Raw genomic sequence first — 13,608 nt, 5'->3', positions numbered from 1 at the left:
ATCCCGTTGTATGGCTGCCATCGCATCGCCCCGAGGTCGGGGCTCCTACGCGTGCGATACTGCATCGTTGACATGGCCCTGGCCTCGATGCGGCCAAGACGTATGGATCCCCCCCTGACAATATGCATTTGCCACTGGAGACCGGCATGTCCTTCGACCGAGGTATTTCCCTGATCACCCTTGGCGTCGACGACGTTCAAGCCAGCGCGGCGTTTTACCAGAGACTGGGCTGGAAACGCTCCTCGGCCTCCCAGGAGCAGATCGTTTTCATCAAGCTCAAGGGACTCGTGCTGACGCTGTTCGCCCGGGATGAACTGGCCCGGGACGCGAACATCGACGAGCAACCGGGCAAGCCGGCCTTTTCCGGCGTGACCCTGGCGCACAACCTGGAAAGCCCGGAGGCGGTGGACGCCGCCATGGCCCACGCCATCGCCTGCGGAGGCACACTGCTCAAGGCACCGGAGAAGGTCTTCTGGGGTGGCTACTCCGGTTATTTCGCCGACCCCGATGGACATGTGTGGGAGTTGGCCCACAACCCCTTCGCGCCGCTGGACGAGTCGGGGCACATGATCCTGCCCGATTGAACACGGCGCACCGCGATGGCGCGTGCCGTACTTGGCTGGCCGGGGAACGGAACTTGCATTGCCTAGGGTCTGTTGACGTTTCAGCACGACCGCGCCGGAGCCCGTTTTGCCGCGAGGCAAGGCACGAGACGTGAAGTTTGGTCGTTCCAAATGAGCGTCGAGAAACGCAGCATTCGCGGCAACGTCAACAGACCCTAGCACCCTTCAGGCTGTATTCGGAGCATCCCCATGCGCCACCTCGATACCGATGCCCTGGCCGCTTTCGTCGCGGTCATCGACCACGGCGGCTTCACGGCGGCAGGTGAGCACATCGGCAAGACCCAGGCCGCCGTGAGCCTGATGATCTCGCGCCTGGAAGATCGCCTGGGCAAGCGGCTGGTCGAACGCTCGCGGCGTGGTGTCAGTCTGACCCGTGCCGGTGAGCTGCTGATCGGCTATGCACGGCGCATCCGCGAGCTGGAGGACGAGGCGCTGTTCGCGCTGGGAGAAAGCGAGGCGACACGTATTCGGGTGGGCATGCCCGACGATTACCTGGAAAGCATCGGCTCGCTGCTGCTGCGCGATTACCCGCTACGGCAGGCCGATGCCCAGGTCGAGGTAATCTGTGACTTCTCCTACCGCCTGGAGCAGATGCTGCAGGATGGCACCCTGGACATGGCCATCATTTCCCGGGAGAAGGATCGCCCCATCGGAGTGCTGCTCAAGCGCGAGGCCCTGCTCTGGTGCACGCATCCGGACAGGCGACCGGAACTGCTCTCGCCCTTGCCACTGGTGCTGTTTCCCGAGGGCTGCCGGGCGCGGCCCAAGGCCATCGCGGCCCTCGATCGGGCCGGGTGCCAGTGGCGTATCGTCTGTACCTCATCACATATCCAGGGCGTGCAGGCCGCCATCCGCATGGGCGAAGCGCTGACCGTGCTGCCCGCCACGGCCGTCCCCGCCGACTGGCGCATTCTCGGCCCCGAAGAGGGCCTGCCCGCCCTCGCCAGCCAGGAGCTCGCCCTGGTCATGCCGAGTGGCGCGCGCCTGGCCGTGCGCCGCCTGGCGCACTTCATCGAGCAGCAATTCGACGCCGATAGCTGCCAGGCCGCCATCGCCTGAGCGCTCTATCTAACGCGAACGAAGCTGTCTCCGCGCGATGCGATGGCAGCCATACAGCGGGATTCACGGTGCGACCACCCATCGCCGCGGGGTCGCGGCTCCCACAGAGCCAGGGCAAACCGCCGTTTTGTGGGGCAAATGCTTGACTGACTGGCATTTGGGGCTAGGCCCAGGCTTCGGCCACTTCGCTGAATATCTCCAGCATCTGCTCCAGCACGGCACGGGTATGCGCGACCGAAAGGTAGATGCGCCCGTATCCGGCGGGCATCGTCAGCAGGCCGCGCCGGCGCAGTGCCAGGTGCAGATCCAGCGAGCGCTGCGGCTTCAGCCAGGCGCTGGCCTCGCTGTAATCGCGCGGTGCCCGTGGCGCGTGCCAGCAACTGAAGACACTGCCATAGCCGCTGGTGCTCAGTGCCAGGCCGTTGCGCGCGAAGACCTGTTCCAGCGCCTGACGCAACCAGTTACCGTCGGCCTGGTGCGCCGCGTAGTCGAAGCGCTTGAGCTTGTCGAGCGTCGCCAGGACAGCCGCGCAGGCCGGTGGGTTGCCGCTGTAAGTGCCGGCGCGCACGACTTTGCCGGTTTCGAATTCGCGCATGACTTCTGCCGTTCCCAGCACCGCCGCGACCGGAATACCGCTGCCTATCGCCTTGCCGACGCAGGCCAGATCGGCGTCCACCGCGAAGGCCTGGCTGAACAGCCCGGCACGCACCTGGAAGCCCATCAGCACTTCGTCGAGGATCACCAGTGCGCCATGGGCGTGGGCGCTCTTGCACAGTCGCTCCAGATAACCGGGCGCCGGAACCACGCAGCCGGCGTTGGCCAGCATCGGCTCGAGCAGTACCGCGGCGATGTCGGGGTGCTGCGCGAACAGTCGCTCGATGTCGTCGAAGTCGTTGTAGCGCAGCAGGGTCATGCCGTCCTTCACCGGCCGCGCGCCGGGCATCTCGGCGTCAGCGCTGGCGGCGTTGCCGAAGGCGACCGGGTCGTACCAGCCGTCGTAGCCGGCGGCGAACTTGGCCACCAGCTTGCGCCCGGTATAGGCCCGGGCGGCACGGCAGGCGAGGTGCACCGCTTCGCTGCCGGTGTTGACGAAGATCACCTGATCCAGCGCGCCAGTACAGCTCGCCAGCGCGCTGGCCGCCTGCTCCTCCAGGGCGTGGGCGTAGGATGGCATGGGCGCGCGTCGCAGCGCCTCGGTCACCGCGTCCAGCACGTCCGGGTCGGCATGGCCGAGCTTGGCCGCGCCGAAGCCCATGGCCGTATCGATATAGGCGCGGCCATTCGTATCCCAGACCTGATGGGCCGCGGCACGCTGTGCCAGAAAGGGGATTCCGTCCAGAGCGGGCAAAGCGCGGCCGGCGCTGGATATTCCACCAACGAGATGGTGCATCGCATGATTTCCTTGAAGTCGGGTAGAGCGGTTCAGTGATAAAGGGGGGTCAGTAACCGGCCATTCTCGGCAGCCACTCGGTGAGTTCGGGGAAGATCACCAGCAGCACGATGGCCACGGCGCTGGCTATCCAGAACGGCACCAGGCGCCGCGATACCGCGCCGATGCTCAGCTTGGCGACGTTACAGACGACGAAGATGTTGGTGCCCACCGGTGGGGTGAACAGGCCGACGCCGAGGGTGACGGTGAACAGCACGCCGATCTGGTAGGGTTCCAGGCCCGCGCTCTGGGCGATCGGCACCAGGATCGGCGCGAGGATGATCAGCGCCGGGCCCAGATCCAGCCACAGGCCGACCACCACCAGGGCGAGAATGACCAGGACGATGTCCACCACCGCGCCGCCATGCAGGCTGGTGATCCAGGTGGCGATGGTCTGTGGCACCTGCTCCACGGTCAGCAGCCAGCTGAAGGGTACCGCCACGGCCATGATGATCATGATCGCCCCGGTGGTGCTGACCGCTTCGATGATCGAGGGCCAGAGCACGTCCCAGGACAGCTCGCGATAGACCAGCGCGCCGACCAGCAGGGCGTAGATCACTGACAGCGCCGCTGCCTCGGTGGCCGTGGCCAGGCCGCTGACGATCGAGCCGAGAATCAGCGGCGGCATCAGCAGCGCCGGCAGCGCCGCGCGCAGGTCGAGGAAGAGGCGCCGCCAGCTCGGCCGGGTGTCCTGGCGCGGGAAGTTCTCCTTCACGCCGACCACGTAGGCGGCGACCATGAAGGTCAGCGCCAGCAGCACGCCCGGCAGGATGCCGGCCATGAACAGGCCGCCGATGGAGGTGTTGGTCAGCACGCCGTAGATGATGAACACCACGCTCGGCGGCAGGATGATGCCCAGGGTGCCGGACGCCGCCGTGACCGCGGCGGCGAAGGCCTTGGGATAGCCCCGCTCCTCCATGGCCGGGATCATCACCTTGGCCACTGCGCCGGTGTCGGCGGTGGCCGAGCCGGTCAGGCCGCCGTAGACGAACGAGGTGGCCACGTTGACCAGGCCGAGACCGCCGCGAAAGCGTCCGAAAATGTGCTCGGCGATACGCATGATCTGCCGGGTCAGGCCGCCGCGGTTCATCAGCTCGCCGGCGAACAGGAACAATGGAATGGCCATCAGCGAGATCGAGTCGGCGCCGCGGATGGTCTGCTGCGCCAGCCAGCCCACCGGTACGCCGACATCGCCGAAGATCAGGGTGATGATGGTGGCGGCGGCCATCGACCAGACCACCGGCACGCCCAGCAGGAGGAGCAGGAAGAAGCCACCGAACAGCAGGGCGATGATCATCGGGTCGCTCCCAGTACGCGGCCGCGGCCGGAAAATACCTTGAACAGGCGGATGGCCGCGATCAGCAGCAGAACCACCGCACAACTGATCAGGGCCAGGGTGGTGATGCCGGTGGGCCAGCGCAGCACCGGCGTGGGAACCCAGGCCGAGCGCTTGAGCACCGCCAGTGCGCTGTACAGCAGCCAGCCGGACACGCCGGCCAGCAACACGGCGCAGAGCACCGTCATGGCGTGCTGGGCGCGGGCCGGCATGAGCTTCAACAGGCCGTCGAAGCAGACGTTCTCACCGCGCAGCTCGGCGATGGCGGTGCCGATGAAGGTGATCCAGATGAAGCCGATGCCGGCGATCTCGAACGACCACTCGAAGCCCGACAGCTTGAAGCTGCGCGCGGCCATGCCCGCCACGATGGCGGTGAAGGTGGCGATAAACAGCAACCCACCGATCAGGCACAACACGCGCTCGCCCCAGCCTTGCCGGGCGCTGGTTTCAGGCAACTGACTCATGCGGGCTCCTTCAGGGCTGGGCGCTGGCTGCGGCGGCGCTGCGCACGTGCTGGATGAGTTCGTCGCCCCATTCCCTGGCGAAGGTGTCGTACACCGGGCCGGCCATGGCCCCGAACGGTGCGGTATCGACCTGGTTGACCTTGACGCCCTTGGTCTGCAGCTCGGCGATCACCTGCTCGGTCACGGCGCCCAGCTGGCCGCGGTACCAGGCGGTGACATCGGCCACGGCGGCATCGAGCGCGTCGCGCTGGGCAGGCTCGAGGCTTTCGTAGGTGTCGAGATTCATGTACCACCAGTTCGCCGACCACAGGTAGTTGGCGATCGACAGGTAGCCTGCCGGCTCGTACCACTTCTGGTCGTAGTAGTCGCGGGCCTCCGGTTCGGCGCCGTCGACCACGCCGGATTGCAGCGAGGTGTAGACCTCGCCGTAGGGAATCGACTGGGCCAGGGCGCCGAACTGCTTCATGGTGGCGAGGATGGTCGGCATCGGCGGCGTGCGCACCTTCATGCCGGCCAGATCCGCGGGTGTGACGATGGCCTTGCGGCTGCCGACGAACTGACGGAAGCCCGAGTCCAGTGGGGCCAGCACCTTGTAACCGTGATCGTGGCCGAAGCCCAGTACTTCCTTGCCGGCGTCCGTATCGAAGAAGGCATAGACATTGGCCGCATCCTGGAACAGGAAGGGCAGGGTGACCACGTTCAGCCTCGGGTCGATGGGTTCGACCACGCCACCCAGGCCGATGTCGATCGAGCCCATGCCCACGGATTCGGCGATCGGGCCTTCATCGCCCAGCTGTCCGTCGGGGAACACCCTGGCTTTCAACTCGCCGCCGCTTCTGGCCTCGAGTTCGGCGGCGAAGCGCGTCATCGCCTGGTTGACCAGGCTGTCGCCGCTCGAGGCGTGGGCGACACGCAATGTGCGCTCCGCCCAGCTGTGGCCCGATGCCAGCAGGCACACGGCGGACAACGTGATCATGGGCAGCAGGCCGGCGCCACGCAGCAGGTTTGTCGATTTCATGTTGAACCCTCCCCGTTGAATAGCCTCGAGTGTACCCAGCGGCTTTCAGCGGCAGGCGGGTTTCGCCATAACAATAACTAATGCCGGCATGCGCTTTTTTATGGCCTGCCATCCCTGGCGGCCACCCTGCGGGCTGTCGCCAGCGACGTTAAAAATGGCTCCCGGACATTTTTTATGGCCTGCCAGAGCCGTTCGGCGCCCGTAGGAGCGTCGACCCCGGCGCGAGGCGCTGGCGGCCTTTCCACAAACCGTGTCACGGCCACCAATCGCCGCGGGGGTCGCGGCTCCTGCATGAATCTGGCGAGTCGAACGCTATCCGTAGCTCGGGTCGAGCCGTACTCCGGCCACGATCCACATGGCGGCGTAACCCGCAGGTATGGGGGGAGACGCGGCACACCACGCTCGCGATGCCTGTACCGGCCGGGGTGAGCTCAGGGTCGGTACAGCTTCAGGCTTTCCACCCGCGCGCGGTACGCCGCCAGGCGCTCCTTGAGCTGATCCTTGCGCGAACTGGCCACGCAGTGCAGCAGCACGTTGAGGGCGCTGGTCAGGCCGCCGGTGGACTCCAGGATCAGGCCGGTCTTGGTCTTCATGGTGATGATGTGGGGGGTGTCGATATGCCGGGCGATGCCGTACTCGTCGGTGAACACCACCAGGTCGGTGCCCTGCTGCAGGCAGTTGTTGGCGAAGGCGACGCCGGCCTCGGCATAGGGCGCGATGTCGATCAGGATCACGCAGCAGCGCTGGTTGTGGCTGTCGATCCACTGGCCGAGCACGCCGCTGTAGAGGTCGAGGAACTCCACGCCCGAGCGCACCAGGGCCAGGCGGTTGGCGAAGTCCTCGGCCAGCCCGCGGATGGTCTGGAAGCCGCAGACGAACACCCGTTCGGCGTCGCTGACCCGGGCGACGATGTCCTGCCAGTGCTGGCTGCCGAGCTGGTTGGCGAAGGCGCTGAGCGCCTCGATCTCCTCGTTGAGGTGGGCCAGCAGGTCGTCGGGCTGCTGTTCGACGCGGTCGATCAGCGTGGTGTTGAGCAGTGATTGCACGCGGACTTCGTCGCGCAGTTCTTCCTTGAGGCTCTTCAGGCCCTTGTAGCCGAGCCGGCGCAGGAAGCGGCTGACGGTGTTGGGGCTGACCCCGCTCTTGGCCGCCAGGCTGGCGCCGTTCTCGAACGCCAGGGTTTCCAGGTTGGCCTGGATATAGGCCCACAAGGTGCGCTCGGCCGGCGTCAGCTTGCCTTCCAGGTGTTGCATCTTGCCATCGAGCATGTCCGTTTCCCCTGCCATGCCAAATCGTTATGACATTTAAATGTCAAATTGTTGGTCTTTGGAATAAATATATTCTACGCTACAACCGTACCGCAAAGAGACCTCGATCTGCCGCTATACGGGTGAAGAAAGCCAGCAGAAGCCTTTCCGCCCCGCGCTCGACTCTTGCGCAATTCCTGCCGCAACAAGCAAATGCCGCGCCTTCGAGCGGTCATAACAGTGGAGAACAGGAATATGCCCATCCCGCGTCCCCTGCGTCATCTCGCCCTGTGCGTCGCCTGCGGCGGCAGTCTCGTCTCCGGCGCCGCCCAGGCTGCCGAGGAACTGCGGCTATACAACTGGGGGGATTACATCAACCCCGAGGTGCTGAGCCGCTTCAGCGCCGAAACCGGCATCAAGGTGTCGCTCGACACCTACGGCAGCAACGAGGAAATGCTCGCCAAGCTGCAGGCCGGCGCCAAAGGCTACGACATCGTCTTCCCCTCGGTACACATGCACGACAGCATGGCCGCGCTCGGCCTGTTGGAGAAGACCGACATCAACCAGGATCCGGGCTTCGCCAACATCGATCCGGCCTTCCTGCGCGCCAAGTCCGATCCCCAGGGCGAGTACTGCATGCCTTACGCCTGGGGCACGGTGGGCATCTTCTACAACAAGAGCAAGGTGTCCAGGCCGATCGAGAGCTGGGACGATTTCTTCGCCGAGGCGCAGGCCGGCAAGAAGGTGATCATGCTCGACGACATGCGCGAAACCCTCGGCGTCGGTCTGATCAAGGACGGCAAGTCGGTCAACAGCAGCGATGCCGCCGAGCTCAGGCAGGCCGCCGACTGGCTGATCGAGCGCAAGCCGCTGATCTCCGCCTTCACCTACGATAGCGTGCCGATGGTGCAGTCCGGCGATGCCGCGGCCGCGCATTATTTCGTCGGCGCGATGATGTACGTGAAGCAGGATCCGCAGAATCTCGCCTACGTCATCCCCAGAGAAGGTGCGACCCTGTACCAGGAAGACATGTGCGTGCTCAGGAGCGCGCCGAACAAGGCCAACGCCAAGCGCTTCATGAGCTTCTTTCTGCAACCGGAGATCGCCGCGCTGAACACCGCGCAGCAGATGAACGGCACGCCCAACAAGGAAGCGCTCAAGCTGCTGCCGGCCGAGCTGCGCGACAACCCGCAGGTCAACCCGCCCGCCGAGGTGATGGCCAAGCTGCAGATCTTCGAGGATCTGGGCAAGGGCCTGCGTCAGTACGACCGGGTGTGGACGCGCGTGCGTACCGCCAACTGAGTGCTGGCAGGTCGCAGCTGAAGCATCGTATCGAAGTAGCCTGGGTATCGCTTCGCTCAACCCATCCTACGGATGTATGGGCAGGGCTTTAGCTGCGGCGGCTTTACATCTTTCCGGGAGTTGTCATGACTGTCTTCACCCAGACCGCGCCGGTGGTCGAGATTCGCGCCGCCGTGAAGCATTACCGCGCCCCCGAAGGGCATCTGGTGCGCGCCCTCGATGGTCTCGACCTGGCCGTCGGTGCCAACGAATTCGTCACCCTGCTGGGGCCGTCCGGCTGTGGCAAGACCACGCTGTTGCGCACCATCAGCGGCTTCGAGCAACTGGACGGCGGCGAGTTGCTGATCCAGGGTCAGTCGATGAACCTCGTGCCGCCGCACCGCCGTCCGGTGCATACGGTGTTCCAGAGCTACGCGCTGTTTCCGCACATGAGCATCGGCGACAACGTCGGCTATGCGCTGGATGTGCGTGGCGTGGGCAAGGCCGAGCAACGCCAACGTGTCGGCGAAGCGCTGGAGCTGGTCGGCCTGGCCGACATGCAACTGCGCAAGCCCGGCCAGCTTTCCGGCGGCCAGCAGCAGCGCGTGGCGCTGGCCCGCGCCATCGTCGACCGCCCGGCGCTGCTGCTGCTCGACGAGCCACTGTCGGCGCTCGACCGGCAGTTGCGCCAAGCCATGCAGCGCGAGCTGAAGAACCTGCAGCACGAACTGGGTATCGCCTTCGTCTTCGTCACCCATGACCAGGAAGAGGCGCTGACCATGAGCGACCGCATCGTCGTGCTCAATGGCGGCCATATCCAGCAGATCGGCGCCCCTGCGGAGATCTACCATCGCCCCGTCAATGTCTTCGTCGCCGGCTTCATCGGCGAGAGCAACCTGTTCGACGTGCATGTCGGCTCAGTCAATGACGGCACCGCCTACCTGATGGACAGCCAGGGTGACTTGCTGCTGGCCCGCAATCCCCATTTGCGCGTCGGTCAGTACGCCCAGTTGATGCTGCGCCCGGAACAGTTCCACCTGCAGTGTCCGGGCGAGGGTTTCGCCGCGCTCGACGGAAAGCTGGAACAGGTGCTGTTCATCGGCAAGGATTTCGAGCTGCTGCTGCGTACCGTCCATGGCCGGCAGATCAAGGCGGTGCTGCGCGATGCCGCGCTGCAGGGCGTGCAGCGCCTGCGCCCGGGTGACGCGCTGCAACTCTGGTATGGCCTGGAGGCCGCGCACCTTATCCAGGGAGGTGCCTGATGCTGGGCGAACGCTTGCGCCTGATCGGCATGCTCGGCCCGGTGACGCTGGTCATCGGCGTGTTCTTCCTCTCTCCGCTGGCGATCATGGCGCTCTACAGCCTGCTCGAGCCGGGGTTGTATGGCGGTGTTGAATGGAATTTCTATCCGGACAATTTCGGCCGCGTGCTGGGCTGGGCCGATGGCACCGTTGAGGACTTCGACCCGGTCTACCTGGCGATCATCCTGCGCTCGTTCAAGCTGGCCGGGCTGACCGTGCTGGCGACCCTGGCGCTGTGCTATCCGGCCGCCTTCTGGGTGGCTCGCCAGCCCGAGCGCATGCGCAACTTCTGCCTGTTCCTGATCACCCTGCCGTTCTTCACCAGCCTGATCGTGCGTTTGTACGCCTGGCTGCTGATCCTGCGCCCCAGCGGCGTCATCAACACCACGCTGCTGGCGCTGGGCATCCACAATCCGCTGGAGCTGATCTACACCGAGACGGCGGTGCTGATCGGCATGACCTACATCTTCATCCCGTTCATGTTCATGCCGGTCTACGCCAGTGTCGAGAAGCTCGACCGGCGCCTGCTGGAAGCCTCGGCCGATCTTGGCGCGAGCCGCTGGCAGACCTTCTGGAAGGTGATCTTCCCCATGACCCTGCCGGGTATCGCCGCCGGCTCGATCATCGTGTTCATCCCCAGCCTGGGCAACTTCATCGTGCCGTCGCTGCTGGGCGGCGCGCGCGTGCTGATGATCGGCAGCCTGGTCGAGCAGCAGTTCCTCGCCGCGCGCAACTGGCCGTTCGGCGCGGCCCTCGCGATGCTGCTGATGGCGGCGGTACTGATCTGCCTGGTGCTCTACGTAGTGGTTCAGGGACGCAACAGCATGCAGGAGACCAGCCGATGAACACGATGCTCGCATGGCTCGGCCGCCGCCTGCTGGGCGGCTACAGCCTGGCCTTCTTCGTCTTCCTGTACCTGCCGATCGGCCTGATCGTCGCCTACTCGTTCAACAGCAACCCGATCAACATGATGATCTGGGACAGTTTCAGCCTGGACTGGTACCGCTCGTTGTTCGGCCTATCCACCAGCCTCAGCGAGAACGCGCTGTACGTGGAGTCCACCGACCAGTTGCTGGCGGCGCTACGCACCAGTCTGATGGTGGCGCTGACCACCACGGCGATCTCCACCGTGATCGGTACGCTCACCGCGCTGGCCCTGGCGCGCCATCGCTTCCGCCTGCAGACGTTCTACCGGGTGCTGCTGTTCATGCCGATGCTGATGCCCGACATCGTGCTCGGCATTGCCCTGCTGATCTTCTTCGTCGGCGTCGGACTGCCGCTGGGCAAGACTTCGATCATCATCGGCCACTGCACCTTCCTGATCAGCTACGTGTTCCTCATCGTCAGCGCGCGCCTGGCCGGCATGGACACACGCCTGGAAGAGGCCTCGGCCGACCTCGGCGCCTCGCCTTGGATCACCTTCCGCCGGGTGACCCTGCCGCAGATCCTGCCCGGAGTGGTCGGTGGGGCATTGCTGGCGTTCATCATCTCGATGGACGACCTGGTGATCACCTACTTCATCGCCGGTGTCGACTCGACCACGCTGCCGGTCTTCATCTACGGCATGATCCGTCGCGGCATCAAGCCCGAGATCAACGCCATCGCCACCCTGCTGCTGATCGCCTCGCTGCTGATCGCCGCTCTTGGCCTGTACCTGCGCAACCGCAAGCCCGCCATTTCCCAGGATGACTCCCATGGCTAAACCTCGCGCCCGCGAACTCGGACTGCCGTTGCCCGGCACCACCGGCCCGCACAACGCCATCACCGACGTGCCCGGTGTGCTGGTCGGCTACCGCACCCTCAATGGCGTGGCCGACAACGGCCGGCGCATCCAGACCGGCGTCACCGCCATCCTGCCGCGCGGCCGCGACCCCGAGCCGCAACCGGTATGGGCGGGATTCCACGCGCTCAACGGCAACGGCGAGATGACCGGAACCCACTGGATCGAACACGGCGGCTACTTCGTCGGCCCGCTGTGCATCACCAACTCGCACAGTGTCGGTATCGTTCACCACGCCGCCACACGCTGGATCGTCCGCCAGTACGCCGATGCCTGGCAGCGCGAGCACCTGTGGGCCATGCCCGTGGTGGCCGAGACCTACGACGGGGTGATCAACGACATCAACGGCCAGCACGTCGGCGAGGCCGATGCCCTGGCCGCGCTGAACGCGGCAAAAAGCGGGGCCATCGCCGAAGGCAACGTCGGCGGTGGCAACGGCATGATCTGCTACGGCTTCAAGGGCGGCACCGGCAGCGCTTCGCGACTGGTCGAGGTCGACGGCCAGACCTACACTCTCGGTGCCCTGGTGCAGGCCAACCACGGCCAGCGCGCCTGGCTCAAGGTGTGCGGCGTGCCGGTGGGCGAGCGCCTGGCCGACGAGTTGCCGGCCGGGCTGGAGCGCGAGCGCGGCTCGATCATCGTCATCCTCGCCACCGACGCGCCGCTGCTGCCGCACCAGCTCAAGCGCCTGGCCCAGCGCGCCGGTATCGGCATCGGCCTGGGCGGCACACCCGGCGGCAACAACTCCGGCGATATCTTCCTTGCCTTCAGCGTCGCCAATCCTCGGGCATTGCCACAGCTGTCGACGACCAGGCTGAATCTCGACTACCTCAACGACGAGTGCCTCGACGCACTTTATCTGGCGGCTGTCCAGGCCACTGACGAGGCCGTGCTCAATGCCATGCTAGCCGCAGAGGATGCGCCGATGCAGAAGCCCGAAGGCCTTTGCAGGGCGCTCGATGGCGAGCGTTTGCTGGCAATGATGGCTAAGGTCTGATCAACGGTGTACCAGATCGCTCTTGAGCTGGGCGATGCGTTGGTCTTTTTCTTCCCATAAACCGCTGACCCAGGCCTGTACGTACTGGCGGAATTCGCCATCGTTCTGGTAATCGCCCTGCCACAGGGCGGGATCAAGTGGTCGCGTACGGATATCCATGATGACCCTTGGCACCTGGCCGCTGATCAGCTTCCAGAAACCGGGCGGGGTCTTTTCCGCATAGACGATGGTGACGTCGAGAATGGCGTCCAGTTGTTCGCCCAGGGCGGCGAGCACGAAGGCCACACCACCGGCCTTGGGCTTGAGCAGGTACTGGTAGGGCGAGCCCTGCTGAGCCTGTTTGGCCGGGGTGAAGCGGGTGCCTTCCAGGTAGTTGACCACGGTAACCGGCAGTTCCTTGAATTTCTCGCAGGCATGCTTGGTGATCAGCAGATCCTGTCCCTTGAGGTGCGGATATTTTTCCAGCTTTGCCTTGGAATAACGCTTCATGAACGGGTAATCCAGCGCCCAGAACGCCAGGCCGAGAAAGGGCACCCAGATCAGTTGCTGCTTGAGGAAGAACTTGAAGTAGGGCGCCTTGCGGTTGAAGGCTTGCACCAGCGCCGGGATGTCGACCCAGGACTGGTGGTTGCTGATCACCAGGTAGGAAGTGTCCTGATGCAGCTCGCCACCGCCGCGTATATCCCACTGGGTGGGCGTAAGAGCCGCGAAGATGCGTTTGCAGTTTTCCGCCCAGAACTCGGCAACCCACATCACCTGGCGCGAGCAGGCGGCCTTCAGTGCCTTGCCCGGCAGCACGAACTTGCCGAGGGCGATGAGCAGCATCGGCCCGATCAGGATCAGGGTATTGAGCAGCAGCAGGAGGATAACGGTGAGGCCGGTGAGCAGGCGGCGCATGGCAACTCCTTGTGGGCGCGAGGTGCCCATCATAGGCAGGCGCGACGTTCGCGCCAAATCGGTGCGCGGTTCGGTGCGTTACGCGATATGAGTTTGGCGAGTGGCCAAGGTTTAAATCGCATCATGCTGTGCGACGGTGGCCAGGTCGAGCGCGCCGGCACCTGAAATTTTCTGGG

At 65.1% G+C, this 13,608-nt stretch carries 13 protein-coding genes; 7 read left to right on the top strand and 6 right to left on the bottom strand.

All coding sequences use genetic code 11. The features are described from left to right. Positions 1-146 precede the first annotated feature (146 nt). Both DNK10_RS24495 and DNK10_RS24490 read left to right on the top strand, forming a co-directional pair. A complete protein-coding gene (locus tag DNK10_RS24495) occupies positions 147-584 on the top strand; it encodes a VOC family protein (RefSeq protein WP_131193349.1) in 438 nt (145 codons plus the stop codon). Positions 585-812: 228 nt separating this feature from the next. Then, a complete protein-coding gene (locus DNK10_RS24490; RefSeq protein ID WP_131193348.1) occupies positions 813-1,682 on the top strand; it encodes a LysR substrate-binding domain-containing protein in 870 nt (289 codons plus the stop codon). A gap of 163 nt (positions 1,683-1,845) precedes the next feature. Here the strand turns inward: DNK10_RS24490 and DNK10_RS24485 are convergent, their stop codons facing one another. The 5 genes from DNK10_RS24485 to DNK10_RS24465 all read right to left on the bottom strand — a co-directional run bounded on the left by DNK10_RS24485 (position 1,846) and on the right by DNK10_RS24465 (position 7,215). Further along, positions 1,846-3,072, bottom strand: coding sequence for an aspartate aminotransferase family protein (locus tag DNK10_RS24485; RefSeq protein ID WP_131193347.1), 1,227 nt, complete (start codon positions 3,070-3,072; stop codon positions 1,846-1,848). A 49-nt stretch (positions 3,073-3,121) separates the two neighbouring features. Beyond that, the gene (locus DNK10_RS24480) at positions 3,122-4,408 is read right to left on the bottom strand and encodes a TRAP transporter large permease (RefSeq protein WP_131193346.1); all 1,287 of its coding nucleotides are present in this window, start codon (positions 4,406-4,408) and stop codon (positions 3,122-3,124) included. Continuing rightward, a complete protein-coding gene (locus DNK10_RS24475; protein ID WP_131175252.1) occupies positions 4,405-4,911 on the bottom strand; it encodes a TRAP transporter small permease in 507 nt (168 codons plus the stop codon). The genes DNK10_RS24480 and DNK10_RS24475 overlap by 4 nt, the downstream gene beginning before the upstream one ends. A 10-nt stretch (positions 4,912-4,921) precedes the next feature. Then, positions 4,922-5,929, bottom strand: coding sequence for a TRAP transporter substrate-binding protein (locus DNK10_RS24470; RefSeq protein WP_131193345.1), 1,008 nt, complete (start codon positions 5,927-5,929; stop codon positions 4,922-4,924). 431 nt (positions 5,930-6,360) lie between these two features. Then, a complete protein-coding gene (locus tag DNK10_RS24465) occupies positions 6,361-7,215 on the bottom strand; it encodes a MurR/RpiR family transcriptional regulator (RefSeq protein ID WP_244216319.1) in 855 nt (284 codons plus the stop codon). 216 nt (positions 7,216-7,431) lie between these two features. Between DNK10_RS24465 and DNK10_RS24460 the strand changes: the two genes are divergently transcribed. From DNK10_RS24460 to DNK10_RS24440, 5 genes are all read left to right on the top strand, one after another. Next, positions 7,432-8,478, top strand: a complete 1,047-nt coding sequence (locus tag DNK10_RS24460) for a polyamine ABC transporter substrate-binding protein (protein ID WP_131193344.1) — start codon at positions 7,432-7,434, stop codon at positions 8,476-8,478. A gap of 125 nt (positions 8,479-8,603) precedes the next feature. Further along, on the top strand, positions 8,604-9,719 hold the full coding sequence (locus DNK10_RS24455; RefSeq protein ID WP_131193343.1) for an ABC transporter ATP-binding protein: 1,116 nt from the start codon (positions 8,604-8,606) through the stop codon (positions 9,717-9,719). Next, positions 9,719-10,603 (top strand): ABC transporter permease, encoded by an 885-nt coding sequence (locus DNK10_RS24450; RefSeq protein ID WP_244216318.1) that lies wholly within the window; start codon positions 9,719-9,721, stop codon positions 10,601-10,603. The genes DNK10_RS24455 and DNK10_RS24450 overlap by 1 nt, the downstream gene beginning before the upstream one ends. Next, positions 10,600-11,460 (top strand): ABC transporter permease, encoded by an 861-nt coding sequence (locus DNK10_RS24445; protein WP_131193341.1) that lies wholly within the window; start codon positions 10,600-10,602, stop codon positions 11,458-11,460. The genes DNK10_RS24450 and DNK10_RS24445 overlap by 4 nt, the downstream gene beginning before the upstream one ends. Beyond that, the gene (locus tag DNK10_RS24440; protein ID WP_131193340.1) at positions 11,453-12,535 is read left to right on the top strand and encodes a DmpA family aminopeptidase; all 1,083 of its coding nucleotides are present in this window, start codon (positions 11,453-11,455) and stop codon (positions 12,533-12,535) included. Before DNK10_RS24445 ends, DNK10_RS24440 begins: the two co-directional genes overlap by 8 nt. On the opposite strand, the gene DNK10_RS24435 is transcribed toward DNK10_RS24440, so the two are convergent. Further along, positions 12,536-13,432, bottom strand: coding sequence for an acyltransferase (locus DNK10_RS24435; protein ID WP_131178199.1), 897 nt, complete (start codon positions 13,430-13,432; stop codon positions 12,536-12,538). Positions 13,433-13,608 lie beyond the last annotated feature (176 nt).

The sequence above is a fragment of the Phytopseudomonas daroniae genome (assembly GCF_004327275.1).
Lineage (GTDB): Bacteria > Pseudomonadota > Gammaproteobacteria > Pseudomonadales > Pseudomonadaceae > Aquipseudomonas > Aquipseudomonas daroniae.
The sequence above is the reverse complement of the archived record's forward strand: the minus strand, read 5'-3'. Positions and strand labels throughout refer to the sequence as shown.